This window comes from Hyphomonas jannaschiana VP2 (assembly GCF_000685215.1).
Lineage (GTDB): Bacteria > Pseudomonadota > Alphaproteobacteria > Caulobacterales > Hyphomonadaceae > Hyphomonas > Hyphomonas jannaschiana.
In genome coordinates, this window is record NZ_ARYJ01000004.1 from 370146 (window position 1) to 382619 (window position 12474).

Sequence of the window (12474 nt, forward strand, 5' to 3'; positions counted from 1 at the left end):
TTCCCTGCGGTGTCAGTGACGTAACCTGCCCCGACTCCTGTGTTTGGGCGGCTGCGGCACATGGCCCTCGCGCCACTCACCCGGCTGAAGGCTGCCGAGTTCCCATTCGCCGATCCGCACGCGAATGAGGCGCAGCGTCGGGTGGCCGACGGCGGCGGTCATGCGGCGGACCTGCCGGTTGCGGCCCTCGGTGATGGTCAGCTCGATCCAGCTATCGGGGACGGACTTGCGGAAACGGATGGGCGGTACACGCGGCCACAGGTTTTCCGGCGCGGGCAGGGCGCTCGCCTTTGCGGGCGCCGTCAGGCCGTCGGAGAGGTCCACGCCGTCGCGAAGCTGCTGCAGGGCTGCTTCGTCGGGAATGCCTTCCACCTGCGCCCAGTAAGTCTTGGGCATCTTGTTTGCCGGGTTGGCGATCCGGTGCTGGAGTCGTCCGTCATTGGTCAGGATCATCAGGCCTTCCGAATCCTGGTCCAGCCGTCCGGCCGGGTAGACGCCCGGTATGTCGACAAATTCCGACAGAGTGCGCCGCTTCGAACCGGCATTCCCCTTGTCCGTGAACTGGGAGAGCACGCCGAAAGGCTTGTTCAACAGGATGACGCGCGTTTCCTGATCGGTGTCCCGCCTCACGCGGCGACCACCTCGTGCAGCGCCTTCAGCGTCGTCAGCAGGCCTTCGGCATCGGTGATCGGCAGGCAGCTCGGTCCATCGCACAGCGCCTTGTCCGGATCGGTATGGAACTCCAGGAATACGCCGTCCGCTCCCGAAGCGATGGCAGCCTTTGCGATGATGGCTACGCCTTCCCGGCGCCCGCCGGTCGAAGCGCCGGCCGTGCGCGGATCAGCGCCCGGCAGCTGGACCGCATGGGTCGCGTCGATTGTGACCGGGCAGCCGAGCTTCTGCATTTCCGGAATGCCCAGCATGTCGACGACGAGATTGTTGTAGCCGAAGCTGGATCCACGCTCGCACAGGATCACACCGACGTCTGCCGCCTCACCGATCTTGGACACGATGTTCTTCGTATCCCACGGCGCGATGAACTGGGCTTTCTTGACCTGGATGATGCCACCGGCAGCGGCCGTGGCTTTCGCGGTGGCGACGACGAGATCGGTCTGGCGGCACAGAAAGGCCGGGATCTGGACGATGTCCACGATCTCGGCAACCGGTTCGGCCTGGCCGGGTTCATGCAGGTCGGCGCAGATCGGCACGCCCAGTTTCGCTTTGACGCTGGCCAGCGTCTTCAGCCCGGATTCCATTCCGGGCCCACGATAGGATTTGATCGAGGAGCGATTCGCCTTGTCGAAGCTGGCTTTGAACACATAGGGCAGGCCGAGCGCGGCGCAGACGCGCTTCAGCTCTGTGCCGATTTCGAGGGCGAGGCCTTCGTCTTCCAGCACGTTCAGGCCTGCAATGACGGAAAGCGGCTGGCCTGCCCCGATGGTCCATCCGGATGCGGCGTGGGTGAGGACGGTCATGCTGGGTCTCCGTTCGTGCGTTTGCAGCCAGATAGCCGAATTGCCCGCCCACGCGAACCCGTTTCGGCCAGTATTGAGTGCCATCGTCCGCTAATTCTCGTCCAGAATCAAAGAAGCCGCCCTGATGAGGGCGGCTCCCGTGAGTCCGTTGAGGACAATGGTCCCGGCAGCGTCTCAGCTTACCGGTACAAATCTCTAGGCACTGACTGGAGGCTGCTCCAGCCAGACACCATAGGATTTGGACCACTTGGCCTCACCTGGTTTCTCACTCGACATGGATCACCTCCTTTCAGGCGCGCAACAGGCGCGTACTTTTTGTCCGGGACCATCCCGGACGACTCGGAGTTAAGCATGATTTGCGCCATGCAAAAGTTAAGAACGCGACTTTTCCGCCCAATTTTGCGTGATGAACATGAATTGCCCGGATGCCGGGAAGACATCCGGGCGTTCACCAAGCGGGCAGGACGCCCTATCAGCCTTAATCGTAAGCGAGTGCGCCGACGACAAGACCAATGATTGCGCCTGTGGCCACCGAAGCCAGGATCGCATCGCCGCGATCATAGTCATGAACCCAGTAGTATCCGGGCGGTGGCGCATACAGGCCGTAACGGGAGTAATCGCGGATATAGACCGTGCGCGGGTGCGGGCGGTAATAGCCGCCAATCCGGTAGGGCGAGATATAGCCCGAACGGAAATAAGGACCGGTGCGGTAGCCGTAGGTCACATAGGAACCATAGCGCGGCGGCGGGGCATAGTGCCGGACCGGCGGATACCGGTAGGCATAGCTGGGGCGCCGGTAATCGCGACGGTAGTCATGGCGGTCATGCCGGCGATGATCACGACGATAGTCACCGCGATAGTCATGTCCGCCACGGCGGTAATCATGCCGGTCGCCACTTCCGTGACGGCCACGGTCATGATCGCGATCACCCCGGTCCCAACCGCCGCGGTCGCGGCCACGGTCGGGATCGGCGCTGGCAACGGGAACGATGGTCAGGCCGGCAATCGCCAGCGCCGCCATGGCTTTTCCGAATGTATTCATCAGTTTCATGGCAGGCTGAGCCTCCGTTGAAATGGCGTGCCGCACTGTGTTTGGCTGGCCGTCTGGTTGTCGCGCATTGCGCATTGGAGCAAACCTATATTTTCCGGCCTGAACGGTCTCTGAACGAGGAGTTAAGCTTTATCCATGTCCGATTTCGGCGATCTTCGCGTCTCAGATGCGCTCACCGTACCGGCATGGGAGCTGTCGGAGGCCTTTGTCCGCGCCTCGGGGCCGGGCGGCCAGCATGTGAACAAGGTCTCCACCGCTGTGCAGCTGACCTGGCTTGTCGAGACGTCTTCTCTGCCGGCGGAAATCAAGGAACGGTTCGCGAAGCTGTTTGGCAGCCGGATGACCAATGACGGCCGGCTGATACTCGAAGCCGGCAGTCATCGCAGCCAGGCCCTGAACCGGGAAGCCGCCCGCAAGCGTCTGGCGGAGATGATTCTCAAGGCCAGCCAGAAGCCCAAGCGGCGCATCCGCACCAAACCGACCAAGGGCAGTATTCGCCGCCGCATCGCCGAGAAAAAGCGCCGGGGCGAAATCAAATCCCTGCGCGGCAACGTCGACCGGACGGAAGAATAGGGCTTAGCGCGCCGAATCGAGCGCGACCCGCAATTTGTTGAGGAGCGGCAGCAATTGCGTCCACTCCTTCTGGCTCAGCACCTTGAGTTCCTCCTTTGACGCATCCAGAGCCTGCACCGCCTTTTTCCGTGTAGCCGCTCCGGCCCGGCTGACAGCGACCCGCCGGATCCGCCGGTCGTCCGCATCAGGCTCCAGCGAGACCAGCCCTTTTTCCTCCAGCCGGCGGACGGTCGAAGACATGGTCGGCTGCGACACCTGAAGTGCCCGTGCGAGCTCTCCGATGGTTTGCTGCGTTTCAAGACGAAGCAGATGGTTCAGCACGGCGAACTGCGCGGTGGTCAGGCCATCGGGCAGGCGCCGGGCAAAGGCAGTGTCTGCCAGATGGGCAATGATGGATATTTCCGTCATTGCAGCGAATTCGACCGGGTCGCCGGAAAGACCAGCGGGCCGGCTCATGTGATGATCCGGGATTCAAGTGGCCAGCGGGGCGAGGGCGGTTGCCCGCCGGCATAACCCAGCCGGAAGAGGCCTTGTATCCGGCCCGGCAGCGTGACGTTGAAACGGTCATGGATCTCGGCAAACGGCTCGACCATTTCGCTATACTCTTCGAGCACCTGCGAGAGTGGCTGGAACCCGACACCCACCGCCGCGGCTGCCAGCTGCAGGCGGATCCAGACCGCACCGCTTGCGAGCTGCTCAGCCCGTGAATTACCGGGCGTAGTGAACCAGAGGAAGGTCGGTGCACTGTCGATCAGCCCGTTATATGTAGAGAGAGTTGCCTCCCATGCCGTGGAGCCGATCTCGTCCATACTGTCCTGGGTCAGCAGGCCGGTCATCCGGTAGGCTTCCATCATCGGGCCTGCGAGGTAGATGCCGTCAGGATTGGCATTGATCTGTTTCGCGCCGATACGGGTAAGGTAGGAGCTTTCATGGCAGGTTTCCGGCTTGCGAAGTTCGATCTCCCAGGCGCGCCTGCAAATGTCCCGCAACCAGCTGACGGTTTCGGGCTGGCTGGTGCCGTCCACCTTGATTGCGTCCAGCCCGGGCAGGGCATTTGAAATGTCCATCAGCGCAGCCAGCCGGTCGGGGGGGACAGGGCGGCCCGGATCGAATTTGCGCCGTGCCGTGCGCCGCTTCAGGGCGTAGCCGAAAAGCGCGTCACGTTCGACGCTGGCATCTTCGACAAAGCGCACATGCGCGATGGGGCGGTCATCCAGCCTTTCACCCGGTTCGCCTTCCGGGAAAGGCGTGATGTACAGCCGATGGCCCTGTTCGGCAGCGGCCTGCCGCAGCAGTTCGAGAAAAGCACCAAGGCCGATTGTTGTCTGACGATCGGGTGGGTCTGTTTCCGGCAAGCGACGGTCCAGGTCACAGAACAGAGTCAGGCTGTCATCACCCTCCAGCCGGATCATCCACGGCTGAAGATTGTGCGGGCTGGGGGCAAGTATGGCATAGGCTGCCGCGTTCAGGCGGGGATCGCCTAATCCCTGTGTTGCCCGACGCCAGGGCTCCTGCGCCGGAGCGATATTGCTCATGGCAGAGAGGGCGGCATAGCTGCCGCCGAGAACAAGAATACTCGCGCCGCCAGTGACCAGAAGGGCTCGCCGGGAAAACATCGTCGTCTCCGTTAATATATAGATGTCTATATATTATGGCGGACGAAAAGGCAATTCGGAGAATTCCCTGTCTGCCTGAATTCAGCCGCAGCAGCCGCCCGGGGAAGCAGGGGCTTCGTCTGTGGTGCTGGCGGCGAATACATCCGGCGCGGCGCAGCCGGGGAACAGGCCATAATGCGTGGCGCCGTCGCCGATGACCTCGAAGTATGGCGCAAAGCGCGTGTCCTTCAGCATGGCCAGCGTATTGCCACAGACGGGGAAGACGCGGCCCGCTTCGATACTGTGCTCGGCGTCCAGCACAAAGACCTGTTCCATGCCCGGAATGCCGCCCTTGTAAATGACGGCCTGTCCGTAATCTTCGCAGGCCGCATCCAGGTTATCGAGCTTGATCAGGCGCGCCGTAACGGAGGCGAAGCGGATCGGGCCCAGCTTGTCCTTCAGCGCCGGGTCGATGATACCCAGACGGCGATGGCTGACCGTACGCGGATCGGTAAATCCGGCCGCTTTCACGATGGACTGGAAGTCGCCCCAATAGAGCGCGCCCGAGAGGCATTCGCCGTAGAGCACCGGATCGGCAGCAAGATCTGCCGGGATCCGCCGGTCTGCGTAGACATCCGAGAAGTAAAGCTCGCCGCCCGGCTTCAACAGGCGATGCGCCTGGCGGAAGACTTCCGGCTTGTCTGTGCACAGATTGATCACGCAATTGGAAATGATCAGGTCGAAGGACCCAGGCTCAAGGTCCAGCTCGCCGAGCTTCTCCAGATAGCCTTTCACAAAACGTGTGTTCGGGGCGTCATAGCCGAATTGTTCGGCGTGCCAGGCTTCGTGGGCGCGGGCGACGTCCAGCTGCGCGTCCGTCATGTCCACGCCGGTGACGTGGCCGGTAGGGCCGACCAGTCTGGCGAGCGCAAACACATCGCGCCCGGCGCCGCAGCCGAGGTCCAGAACTTTCAGGCCTTCCAGCATGGAAGGAATAGCCAGGCCGCAGCCATAATATTTTGCGGCGACGTCATCGTGCACGGCGGCAAGAGCGGCGGAGACGTGCGGGGGCGGGCGGTCCGCCGTTGTGCAGGCATCGGTTTTCAGATCCATCGAAGTGGACAGGGTTTCCCCATAATAGGTTTTCACGATGTCCTGGATCTGGTTCATGCCGCGGCTCCTTTTGCTACGCGTTCTCTCATATAAACGCGCGCCCAATCAGACGAATAACATTCTGGTGTGCAGGGCCGTCAGTGCTTGCTGCCCTTTTTCGAGGGCGGCTTCTGGAATCCGGCGGGCTTTCCGGCATAGGGGTTCTTGCCCTGCCGCACGAACAGGCGGATCGGCACGCCGTGCAGGTCGAAGGCATCTCGCAGCTCGTTGATCAGATAGCGCTTGTAGCTTTCCGGCATCTGGTCACCGCGTGAGGCGATCAGCACGAAAGTCGGTGGGCGGGATTTCATCTGCGCCATGTAGCGCGGCTTGATCCGCTTGCCCTGGACAGCCGGGGGCGGATGGCGCTCGATTGTGTGGCGCAGCCAGCGGTTCAGGTCGCCGGTCTTCACGCGCGCCGTCCAGTCCTTGTGGACCTGCAGCACCGCGGGCATCAGCCGGTCGACATGTTTGCCGGTCAGGCCGGACAGGAACACAACCGGCGCCCCGCCCGCATTCGGCATCAGGCGATTGGCAATATCGCGGATATGACGCGCCGCAGCGTCCGGATCCTTCACCGTATCCCATTTCGACACGACCAGAACCAGGCCGCGCCCTTCGCGCAGGCAGAGGTCCGCGATCTGCAGGTCCTGCTTTTCCAGTGCATCGTGAGGGTCCATCACCAGCGCGACGATCTCGGCATATTTCAGGGAGCGGATGGTTTCGGCGGTCGACATCCGCTCCAGCCGTTCCTGCACCTTGCTCTTCCGGCGCAGGCCCGCCGTATCGACGAGCCGCACCCGGCGGCCTTCCCACTCCCAGTCCAGCGTGACGGAGTCGCGCGTGATACCGGCTTCCGGCCCTGTCAGCAGGCGGTCAGATTGCAGGAGCTGGTTGATCAGCGTGGATTTGCCAGCATTCGGCCGGCCGACAATGGCCAGCTTCACCGGCTTGTCAGCACGGGGCGGCTCCGGCTCTACGTCGACATCGGCTTCTTCGATGGCGGCGACAAGGTCATCGTCAGACAAAGTGTCGTCATCGATGTCGATGTGGGCGAGCTTTTCGAGAATGTCTTCACCGCCAGAGCTGGCATAATCAGGCTCCGGCTCCTCCATCGCCTTCTCGAAGGCTTCTTCGCCGAGGGCCTGGCGGATGGCGCCAAACAGTTCGGCAAAGCCTTCGCCATGTTCGGCGGACAGGCCGACCGGTTCACCGAAGCCGAGCGACCAGGCTTCCATCACGCCCGCTTCGCCCTGACGGCCCTCCGCCTTGTTGGCGGCCAGCACGATGGGCAGTCCCGACTTGCGCAGCAGCTGCGCGAACGTTTCGTCGTCTGGCGTAATGCCGACCCGCGCATCGACCAGGAAAAGGCAGAGCTCTGCTTCCGCGATGGCCGCTTCGGTCTGCGCGCGCATGCGGGATTCGAGGCTGTCGTCGTGGACGCTTTCATAACCGGCCGTATCGATTAGGATCAGCGGCATGGAGGCGAGGTGACCCTCGGCTTCCTTGCGGTCGCGCGTTACGCCCGGCTGGTCGTCGACCAGGGCGATCTTCTTGCCGGCGAGCCGGTTGAAGAGGGTGGACTTGCCGACATTCGGGCGTCCGACGATAGCGAGTTTGAGCGGCATGGCAGGCCCGTGACGTAAACGGGGGTTCGCGCCTGCCGGCGCCGCCCCTTATTTGATTGCGATCAGTTTTGCATCATCGGTCAGGATAAGGAGTTTATCCTGCGCGGCGATGGGTTCGAGGTAGACGCGGTCTCCCAGCTTCAGAGAGCCGACTTGCTCTCCGGTCTGGGGGGAGAAAGCGAGCAGCTTGCCGGTGGACGAGACCACCAGCACCCGGTCGGAGGCAACTACCGGACCGGAATAGGAGATGCGCTTTTTCTTTTTCTCTTCCTTCTCGAACTGCTGCAGCTGGACGATCCAGTAGACTTCGCCGGAAGTTGAGTTGAGGCAGGCAAGGCGGCCATCCGTTCCGATGACGAACATCTGCTCGCCGGTCACGGCGGGGGCCTGGACGGAGCCGATCTGCTTGGACCAGACGCGCTGGCCGCTGCGCCCGTCGATGGCGATGGTGATGCCCGACTGGCTGGACGCGAAGACGAGTCCGCCAGCCAGAACCGGGCGCGAGCCAATGTCGTTAATTTCGGAGATTGGCGTAAACCGGCCAGCCTGTGAAATCGCGTCAGTCCAGAGGCGGCGGCCATTGGAGGCGAGATAGGCGATCACCTCACCGGAGGAATAAGGTGCGATGACGAAGTCTTCCACAGCCGCCGGGCTCGGGCTGCCGAGCACGCGTGCTGTTTCGGAAATCGCCTGGTCGGACCATTCGACTTCGCCGTCGTCCATCGCCAGCGCAAAGATCTCGTTATTGTTCGACTCGACGAAAATCCGGCCATCCTTGATGGTTGGTGCGCCGGTCATCGGCGCGTTCATCGGGTTCTTCCAGAGTTCTTCGCCAGTATTGGCATCGAGCGCAGCCACATAGCCGAAGCCGGAAGCGACGATCAGCTTGTCGCCTTCGACGGCCAGTCCGCCGCCGAGCGCTGCCTTGTCCCGCTTGGACAGGCCTTTCAGCTTTTTGCGCCACAGCGTGCGGCCGCTGGAAAGGTCCGTCGCGACGACCTGCTGGTCGGCGTCGAGCGTATAGATCGCGGTCTTGCTGGCGACCGGTGGTGTCGAGAGGGCCGACTTCTTGCCGGACCCCTGACCGACGCCATTGCGCCAGGCGATGGTCAGCGTCTCGGCTGCCTTGATGTGGCCAATGACCTTCTCGGCATTCGCGCCAGCCTGTGTCCAGCTCTCCAGCGTCTGTGCCGGGGGCAGTGTGATGGTCTGGGTGGCGAGTTCCGGGTTTGCCTCGACCGTGTCATCGGAGAGGACCATGGTGATCCGCCCGGCTTTTTCAGCTTCGGCCAGTTCCTTGGCCTTGCCGCCGCCGAAGCTTGGGAGGCTCGAGCAGGCGGTCAGGCCCAGAATGCCAAGGGCGGCACCGGCCAGCAGATATTTGCGGGTTGGGGTCATTGACCGGTCTCCTCGGTGGTTTCGGACGCTTCGGCTGGCGCAGCCTCTTCAGCAGGGGCGGCCTCGCCGGTATCTGCCGGGATCGGGATCGCGGCGAGCGCAATTTCGGACCGGCGGATCACGCCCTGGGGGGCGGCGGCATCGAATTTCAGTCGGTTGTAGGCGGTCCGCGCGCGGGCGGCGTCGCCTTCCGCATAGGCTTTCGCAGCGATCAGCTCGCGGGAGAGGGCGCCGAGCGCGGTTTCCTCTTCCTTCAGGTCGCCCAGCATGGTTTCCAGCTCGGTGAGCGACAGCGCATCTGCCTTGGCATAGGCGGCTTTGAGCAGGGCCGCGCGTTCGAAGGGCGATCCATCTGCCTTGCCGGCCGCTTCCAGTACTTCGGTGGCGCCGGCCACGTCGCCGCTGCCTTCATACAGGGTCTGAGCCAGGTAATTGGCCGCCAGCGGGGACAGGCTGGACTCTTCATCGACCAGCTCCCGGAAGCCGGCCTGGGCCTCGGCATAGTCGCCTTCGATCAGCTGTGTTTCGGCTGTCTCGAACGCCTGGGCCCGTTCCGCGCGGAGTTTGGCGAAATGCGGGGTAATCACGAACTCGTTCAGCGCAACCGCACCGATCAGAAGCGCTGCGCCGCCGTAAACAAACAGGCGGTACCGCTTCCAGACGGTCTCGATCTTGTCCTGGCGTAGGCTTTCGTCGACTTCTTCAAAAATGTCGCTCAATGGGCCGCTCCGGTCGGGGGTCAGAATTATTGCGGGAACCTAGACGCCGCCGCCGCTGGCTGCAATGTGCCAGCGCTGTTGTCATCAAGGTTTTCGCAGGGTGTAGGTTTCGGCTTTTCCGGGGAAATTACGGCTCCGGACGTCTTCGGCATAGGCTTTCACGGCGGTTTCCATCTCTGTCCGCAGGTCGGCATAACGGCGCACGAATTTCGGGGCCCAGTCGAACAGGCCCAGCATGTCCTGGGCGACCAGGACCTGGCCGTCGCAGGCGGCCGAGGCGCCGATGCCGATCGTGGGACAGCTGACTTCGGCGGTGATCTCGGCGGCGAGGTCTTCGGCAACCCCCTCGATCACGATGGCGAAGGCCCCGGCGCGGTCGGCGGCGCGGGCTTCGTTGATGACGATCTCGCGTTCGGTCTCGGTCCGGCCCTTGGCGCGGAAGCCGCCGTCGACATTGATTGCCTGCGGGCGCAGGCCGACATGGCCCATGACCGGGATGCCGCGCTCGACCAGATGCGCGATCTGCTTGGCGGCATAGGCGCCGCTTTCGATCTTCACCGCCTGGCAGCCGGTTTCCTTCATGATCCGCACCGCGTTCAGGAAGGCCTGATCCTCGCTGGTTTCGTAGCTGCCGAAGGGCATGTCGACGACAACAAAAGCCTGCTCGGAGCCGCGCATCACGGCCTGGCCGTGGAGGATCATCATTTCCATCGTCACGCCGACCGTGGAGGGCAGGCCGTGCACCACCATGCCGACACTGTCGCCGACGAGCAGCATGTCTACATGCGGGTCCATCAGCTCGGCCATCGGTGCGTCATAGGCGGTCAGCATGACCAGCGGCGTGTTGCCCTTGGCCTTGGCGATGTCCTTGACGGTCTTGCGGGTGATCTTGGTTTGCTTTGACATGCGCTGCGGCTTATCCGCTCCGGCAGGCGCGGGCAAGAATTCCTTATGGGATTACAAGGAGTTTATCTGCGGGCTTCAGCCCGGCCAGCTTCAGCCCGGAATGACCGGTACGCCGATCAGGAGCCTGTGCAGGGACATGACAAAGGCCCCATAGAGGACAATGCCGCCGATCACGGAGACAATATCGGCCCAGAGTTTCGTCGGCGTATCCGGCGCCGGGCCTGTGTCGCCGCGGCGTTTCACCATGACCCGGTCGAAGATCGCATAGGTCAGGAAGGCGGTGAACAGGATGAAGGCGTTCAGTTGGCCGGTGGCGAAAAAGTGCCCGAAGGCCCAGAGCTTTACGGCCACCAGCATCGGGTGTTTTGCCCATTTCTTGATCCGGCCGGCCGGCAGTTGAGAGGCCACCAGCAGGATGAAGGCCGGCGGCATCAGGGCGAAATTGACGTGCTTGCCCCAGCTCGGCGGCGAATAGACCAGGCCCATGCCGCGGGTTTCGTTAAAGCCGACACAGATCAGGAAGAAGCCGACAATGGAGACAAAGGTATAGGCCCCCATATAGGGCCCGTATCCCATCTTTTTCTTGAGATCCTTGCCGGGGTCCCGGGAGCGCACGGCTGAAAACACGTGCGCGCCGAAAAAGATCACAAGTCCGAGGATGAATAATGCCATGACAGGGCCCTCCCGGCGGAGAGCTTAGGGCGAGTTGGCGCTGACCGGAAGGGGCCTTAGCCCTCGGCGGCGTCCTTGATCCAGACTTCGACCTGGCCTTTCAGCTTCAGGGTCAGCGGTTTGCCCTTGCGGTCGAGCGCCTTTCCGGCGGCGACTTTGATCCAGCCTTCGGAGATGCAGTACTCCTCGACATTGGTTTTTTCCGTGCCGTTGAAACGCACCCCGATCTCCTTCTGGAGGAGCTCCGGATCGTGGAACGGGCTGTCGGGGTCGACGCAGAGGCGGTCGGGAAGCTGGTCAGTCATGGCAGCGGTTTTAGCGCGGGCCGCGCCCACGGCAAGAGGGGGCAGGCAGGGAAAGGTTTCCGCCAGCACATGCGACGCCCGTGAAGGCGCTTTGTGGGTGGGCTGGGTTTTGAGGTCAGGGGCGGGTTCAGGTTTCCGGCAGGGGGAGGTGAAAGCCATTCTCCTGTGGGCTTGCGAGGGCAAGCGGACGCCCTGCGTTCGCCGCAGCAAGGGTTGGGGTGAGCGGCAACGTGCGGAGATGTTCGGGTGCAGCCATCCGCCCGTCGCACGCTGCGGCGAGGCGGTCGCTAGAGTACGCGGCGGGCTGCAGATGCGCCCGCGCTTTTTTCTGCCCCGGCATCCACTCGATGCTGACCAGATAGACACGCAGATTGTCCGTCACGCTCCAGCGATACACCACACCCCGGCCATAAGCGGCGCGGATCTGCGCGCGCAGCATCAGCACCTGGACCCAGATAATGGGCCAGAGAAAGGCGAGCTGCGGCGGGAAGTGCGCGGGTGGACGAAAGAGTGACATGGGGCTGACTATACGTCAGGGGACGGAGGTGTCGGATAAGTTTGTTGGGACGGCAATGCGTGCAGCAGGATGGGGCGCGTCAGGTGGCGGATAGCCCCCTCCACACGCGTCATCCCCGGCCGCGCAGCGGTCTGGGGATCCATCTCTGAACGCTGCCCCGGATACGTCATGTCATGACGTGCTCGCCGTCTCTTTCAGAGATGGGCGCCCAGATGGCCGTTGGCCATCGGGTGTGACGCGTGTGGGGGTGAGGTGAGCCCGCGCGCATCCTTCGACTTCGCTCAGGATGAGCCCTTCGACGCTGCGGACCCATGCTGAGCGCTTCGAGGGACCAGAAATCGCACTGCGATTTCCCCGAGAAGGCCCAAGCGCAAGCGCAGGGCATCGAAGCACGGGCGCGGGCTGGGTCCCGGATATTTGCTGCGCAAATTCCGGGATGACATGGGCGTGCGTTGGGTGACTTGCGTCAGACTAAATCCGTCT

General features: G+C 63.0%; 14 protein-coding genes. 1 reads left to right on the forward strand and 13 read right to left on the reverse strand.

The features are described from left to right. Nucleotides 1–12: 12 nt before the first annotated feature. The 3 genes from HJA_RS08360 to HJA_RS08370 form a co-directional block, all read right to left on the reverse strand. On the reverse strand, nucleotides 13–699 hold the full coding sequence (locus HJA_RS08360; RefSeq protein WP_199285797.1) for an rRNA large subunit pseudouridine synthase E: 687 nt from the start codon (nucleotides 697–699) through the stop codon (nucleotides 13–15). Continuing rightward, nucleotides 627–1475, reverse strand: a complete 849-nt coding sequence (kdsA, locus tag HJA_RS08365; protein WP_035580640.1) for a 3-deoxy-8-phosphooctulonate synthase — start codon at nucleotides 1473–1475, stop codon at nucleotides 627–629. Before kdsA ends, HJA_RS08360 begins: the two co-directional genes overlap by 73 nt. A 478-nt stretch (nucleotides 1476–1953) precedes the next feature. Continuing rightward, entirely contained in the window at nucleotides 1954–2526 is a 573-nt protein-coding gene (locus tag HJA_RS08370) for an RcnB family protein (RefSeq protein ID WP_051597512.1), read from the reverse strand. A 135-nt stretch (nucleotides 2527–2661) separates the two neighbouring features. Here HJA_RS08370 and arfB point away from each other — a divergent pair, with 135 nt between their 5' ends. Next, complete coding sequence (gene arfB, locus HJA_RS08375; RefSeq protein WP_035580642.1) at nucleotides 2662–3099, forward strand: alternative ribosome rescue aminoacyl-tRNA hydrolase ArfB; 438 nt, start codon at nucleotides 2662–2664, stop codon at nucleotides 3097–3099. Nucleotides 3100–3102: 3 nt separating this feature from the next. Here arfB and HJA_RS08380 read toward each other — a convergent pair whose 3' ends face one another. From HJA_RS08380 to HJA_RS08425, 10 genes are all read right to left on the reverse strand, one after another. After that, nucleotides 3103–3555, reverse strand: coding sequence for a MarR family winged helix-turn-helix transcriptional regulator (locus HJA_RS08380; RefSeq protein WP_051597513.1), 453 nt, complete (start codon nucleotides 3553–3555; stop codon nucleotides 3103–3105). Then, complete coding sequence (locus HJA_RS08385; RefSeq protein WP_035580645.1) at nucleotides 3552–4715, reverse strand: Acg family FMN-binding oxidoreductase; 1164 nt, start codon at nucleotides 4713–4715, stop codon at nucleotides 3552–3554. The genes HJA_RS08380 and HJA_RS08385 overlap by 4 nt, the downstream gene beginning before the upstream one ends. Nucleotides 4716–4796: 81 nt before the next feature. After that, the gene (locus HJA_RS08390) at nucleotides 4797–5864 is read right to left on the reverse strand and encodes a methyltransferase domain-containing protein (RefSeq protein WP_035580648.1); all 1068 of its coding nucleotides are present in this window, start codon (nucleotides 5862–5864) and stop codon (nucleotides 4797–4799) included. Between the two features lie 80 nt (nucleotides 5865–5944). Beyond that, nucleotides 5945–7474, reverse strand: a complete 1530-nt coding sequence (gene der / locus HJA_RS08395) for a ribosome biogenesis GTPase Der (protein ID WP_035580650.1) — start codon at nucleotides 7472–7474, stop codon at nucleotides 5945–5947. Nucleotides 7475–7522: 48 nt separating this feature from the next. Then, entirely contained in the window at nucleotides 7523–8872 is a 1350-nt protein-coding gene (locus HJA_RS08400; protein WP_035580653.1) for an outer membrane protein assembly factor BamB family protein, read from the reverse strand. Continuing rightward, the gene (locus HJA_RS08405) at nucleotides 8869–9591 is read right to left on the reverse strand and encodes a hypothetical protein (RefSeq protein ID WP_035580656.1); all 723 of its coding nucleotides are present in this window, start codon (nucleotides 9589–9591) and stop codon (nucleotides 8869–8871) included. Before HJA_RS08405 ends, HJA_RS08400 begins: the two co-directional genes overlap by 4 nt. A gap of 84 nt (nucleotides 9592–9675) precedes the next feature. Next, the gene (gene panB, locus HJA_RS08410; RefSeq protein WP_035580658.1) at nucleotides 9676–10497 is read right to left on the reverse strand and encodes a 3-methyl-2-oxobutanoate hydroxymethyltransferase; all 822 of its coding nucleotides are present in this window, start codon (nucleotides 10495–10497) and stop codon (nucleotides 9676–9678) included. 90 nt (nucleotides 10498–10587) lie between these two features. Then, on the reverse strand, nucleotides 10588–11169 hold the full coding sequence (locus HJA_RS08415) for an NnrU family protein (protein ID WP_035580662.1): 582 nt from the start codon (nucleotides 11167–11169) through the stop codon (nucleotides 10588–10590). 56 nt (nucleotides 11170–11225) lie between these two features. After that, the gene (locus HJA_RS08420) at nucleotides 11226–11474 is read right to left on the reverse strand and encodes a DUF3297 family protein (RefSeq protein ID WP_035580934.1); all 249 of its coding nucleotides are present in this window, start codon (nucleotides 11472–11474) and stop codon (nucleotides 11226–11228) included. Between the two features lie 127 nt (nucleotides 11475–11601). Next, complete coding sequence (locus HJA_RS08425; RefSeq protein WP_035580664.1) at nucleotides 11602–11991, reverse strand: hypothetical protein; 390 nt, start codon at nucleotides 11989–11991, stop codon at nucleotides 11602–11604. Nucleotides 11992–12474: the final 483 nt, after the last annotated feature.

Coding starts and splice junctions, on each gene's coding strand:
- kdsA (WP_035580640.1), bottom strand. CDS start 1,475: ATGACCGTCCTCACCCACGCCGCATCCGGATGGACCATCGGGGCAGGC.
- HJA_RS08370 (WP_051597512.1), bottom strand. CDS start 2,526: ATGAAACTGATGAATACATTCGGAAAAGCCATGGCGGCGCTGGCGATT.
- arfB (WP_035580642.1), top strand. CDS start 2,662: ATGTCCGATTTCGGCGATCTTCGCGTCTCAGATGCGCTCACCGTACCG.
- HJA_RS08380 (WP_051597513.1), bottom strand. CDS start 3,555: ATGAGCCGGCCCGCTGGTCTTTCCGGCGACCCGGTCGAATTCGCTGCA.
- HJA_RS08385 (WP_035580645.1), bottom strand. CDS start 4,715: ATGTTTTCCCGGCGAGCCCTTCTGGTCACTGGCGGCGCGAGTATTCTT.
- HJA_RS08390 (WP_035580648.1), bottom strand. CDS start 5,864: ATGAACCAGATCCAGGACATCGTGAAAACCTATTATGGGGAAACCCTG.
- der (WP_035580650.1), bottom strand. CDS start 7,474: ATGCCGCTCAAACTCGCTATCGTCGGACGCCCGAATGTCGGCAAGTCC.
- HJA_RS08400 (WP_035580653.1), bottom strand. CDS start 8,872: ATGACCCCAACCCGCAAATATCTGCTGGCCGGTGCCGCCCTTGGCATT.
- panB (WP_035580658.1), bottom strand. CDS start 10,497: ATGTCAAAGCAAACCAAGATCACCCGCAAGACCGTCAAGGACATCGCC.
- HJA_RS08415 (WP_035580662.1), bottom strand. CDS start 11,169: ATGGCATTATTCATCCTCGGACTTGTGATCTTTTTCGGCGCGCACGTG.
- HJA_RS08420 (WP_035580934.1), bottom strand. CDS start 11,474: ATGACTGACCAGCTTCCCGACCGCCTCTGCGTCGACCCCGACAGCCCG.
- HJA_RS08425 (WP_035580664.1), bottom strand. CDS start 11,991: ATGTCACTCTTTCGTCCACCCGCGCACTTCCCGCCGCAGCTCGCCTTT.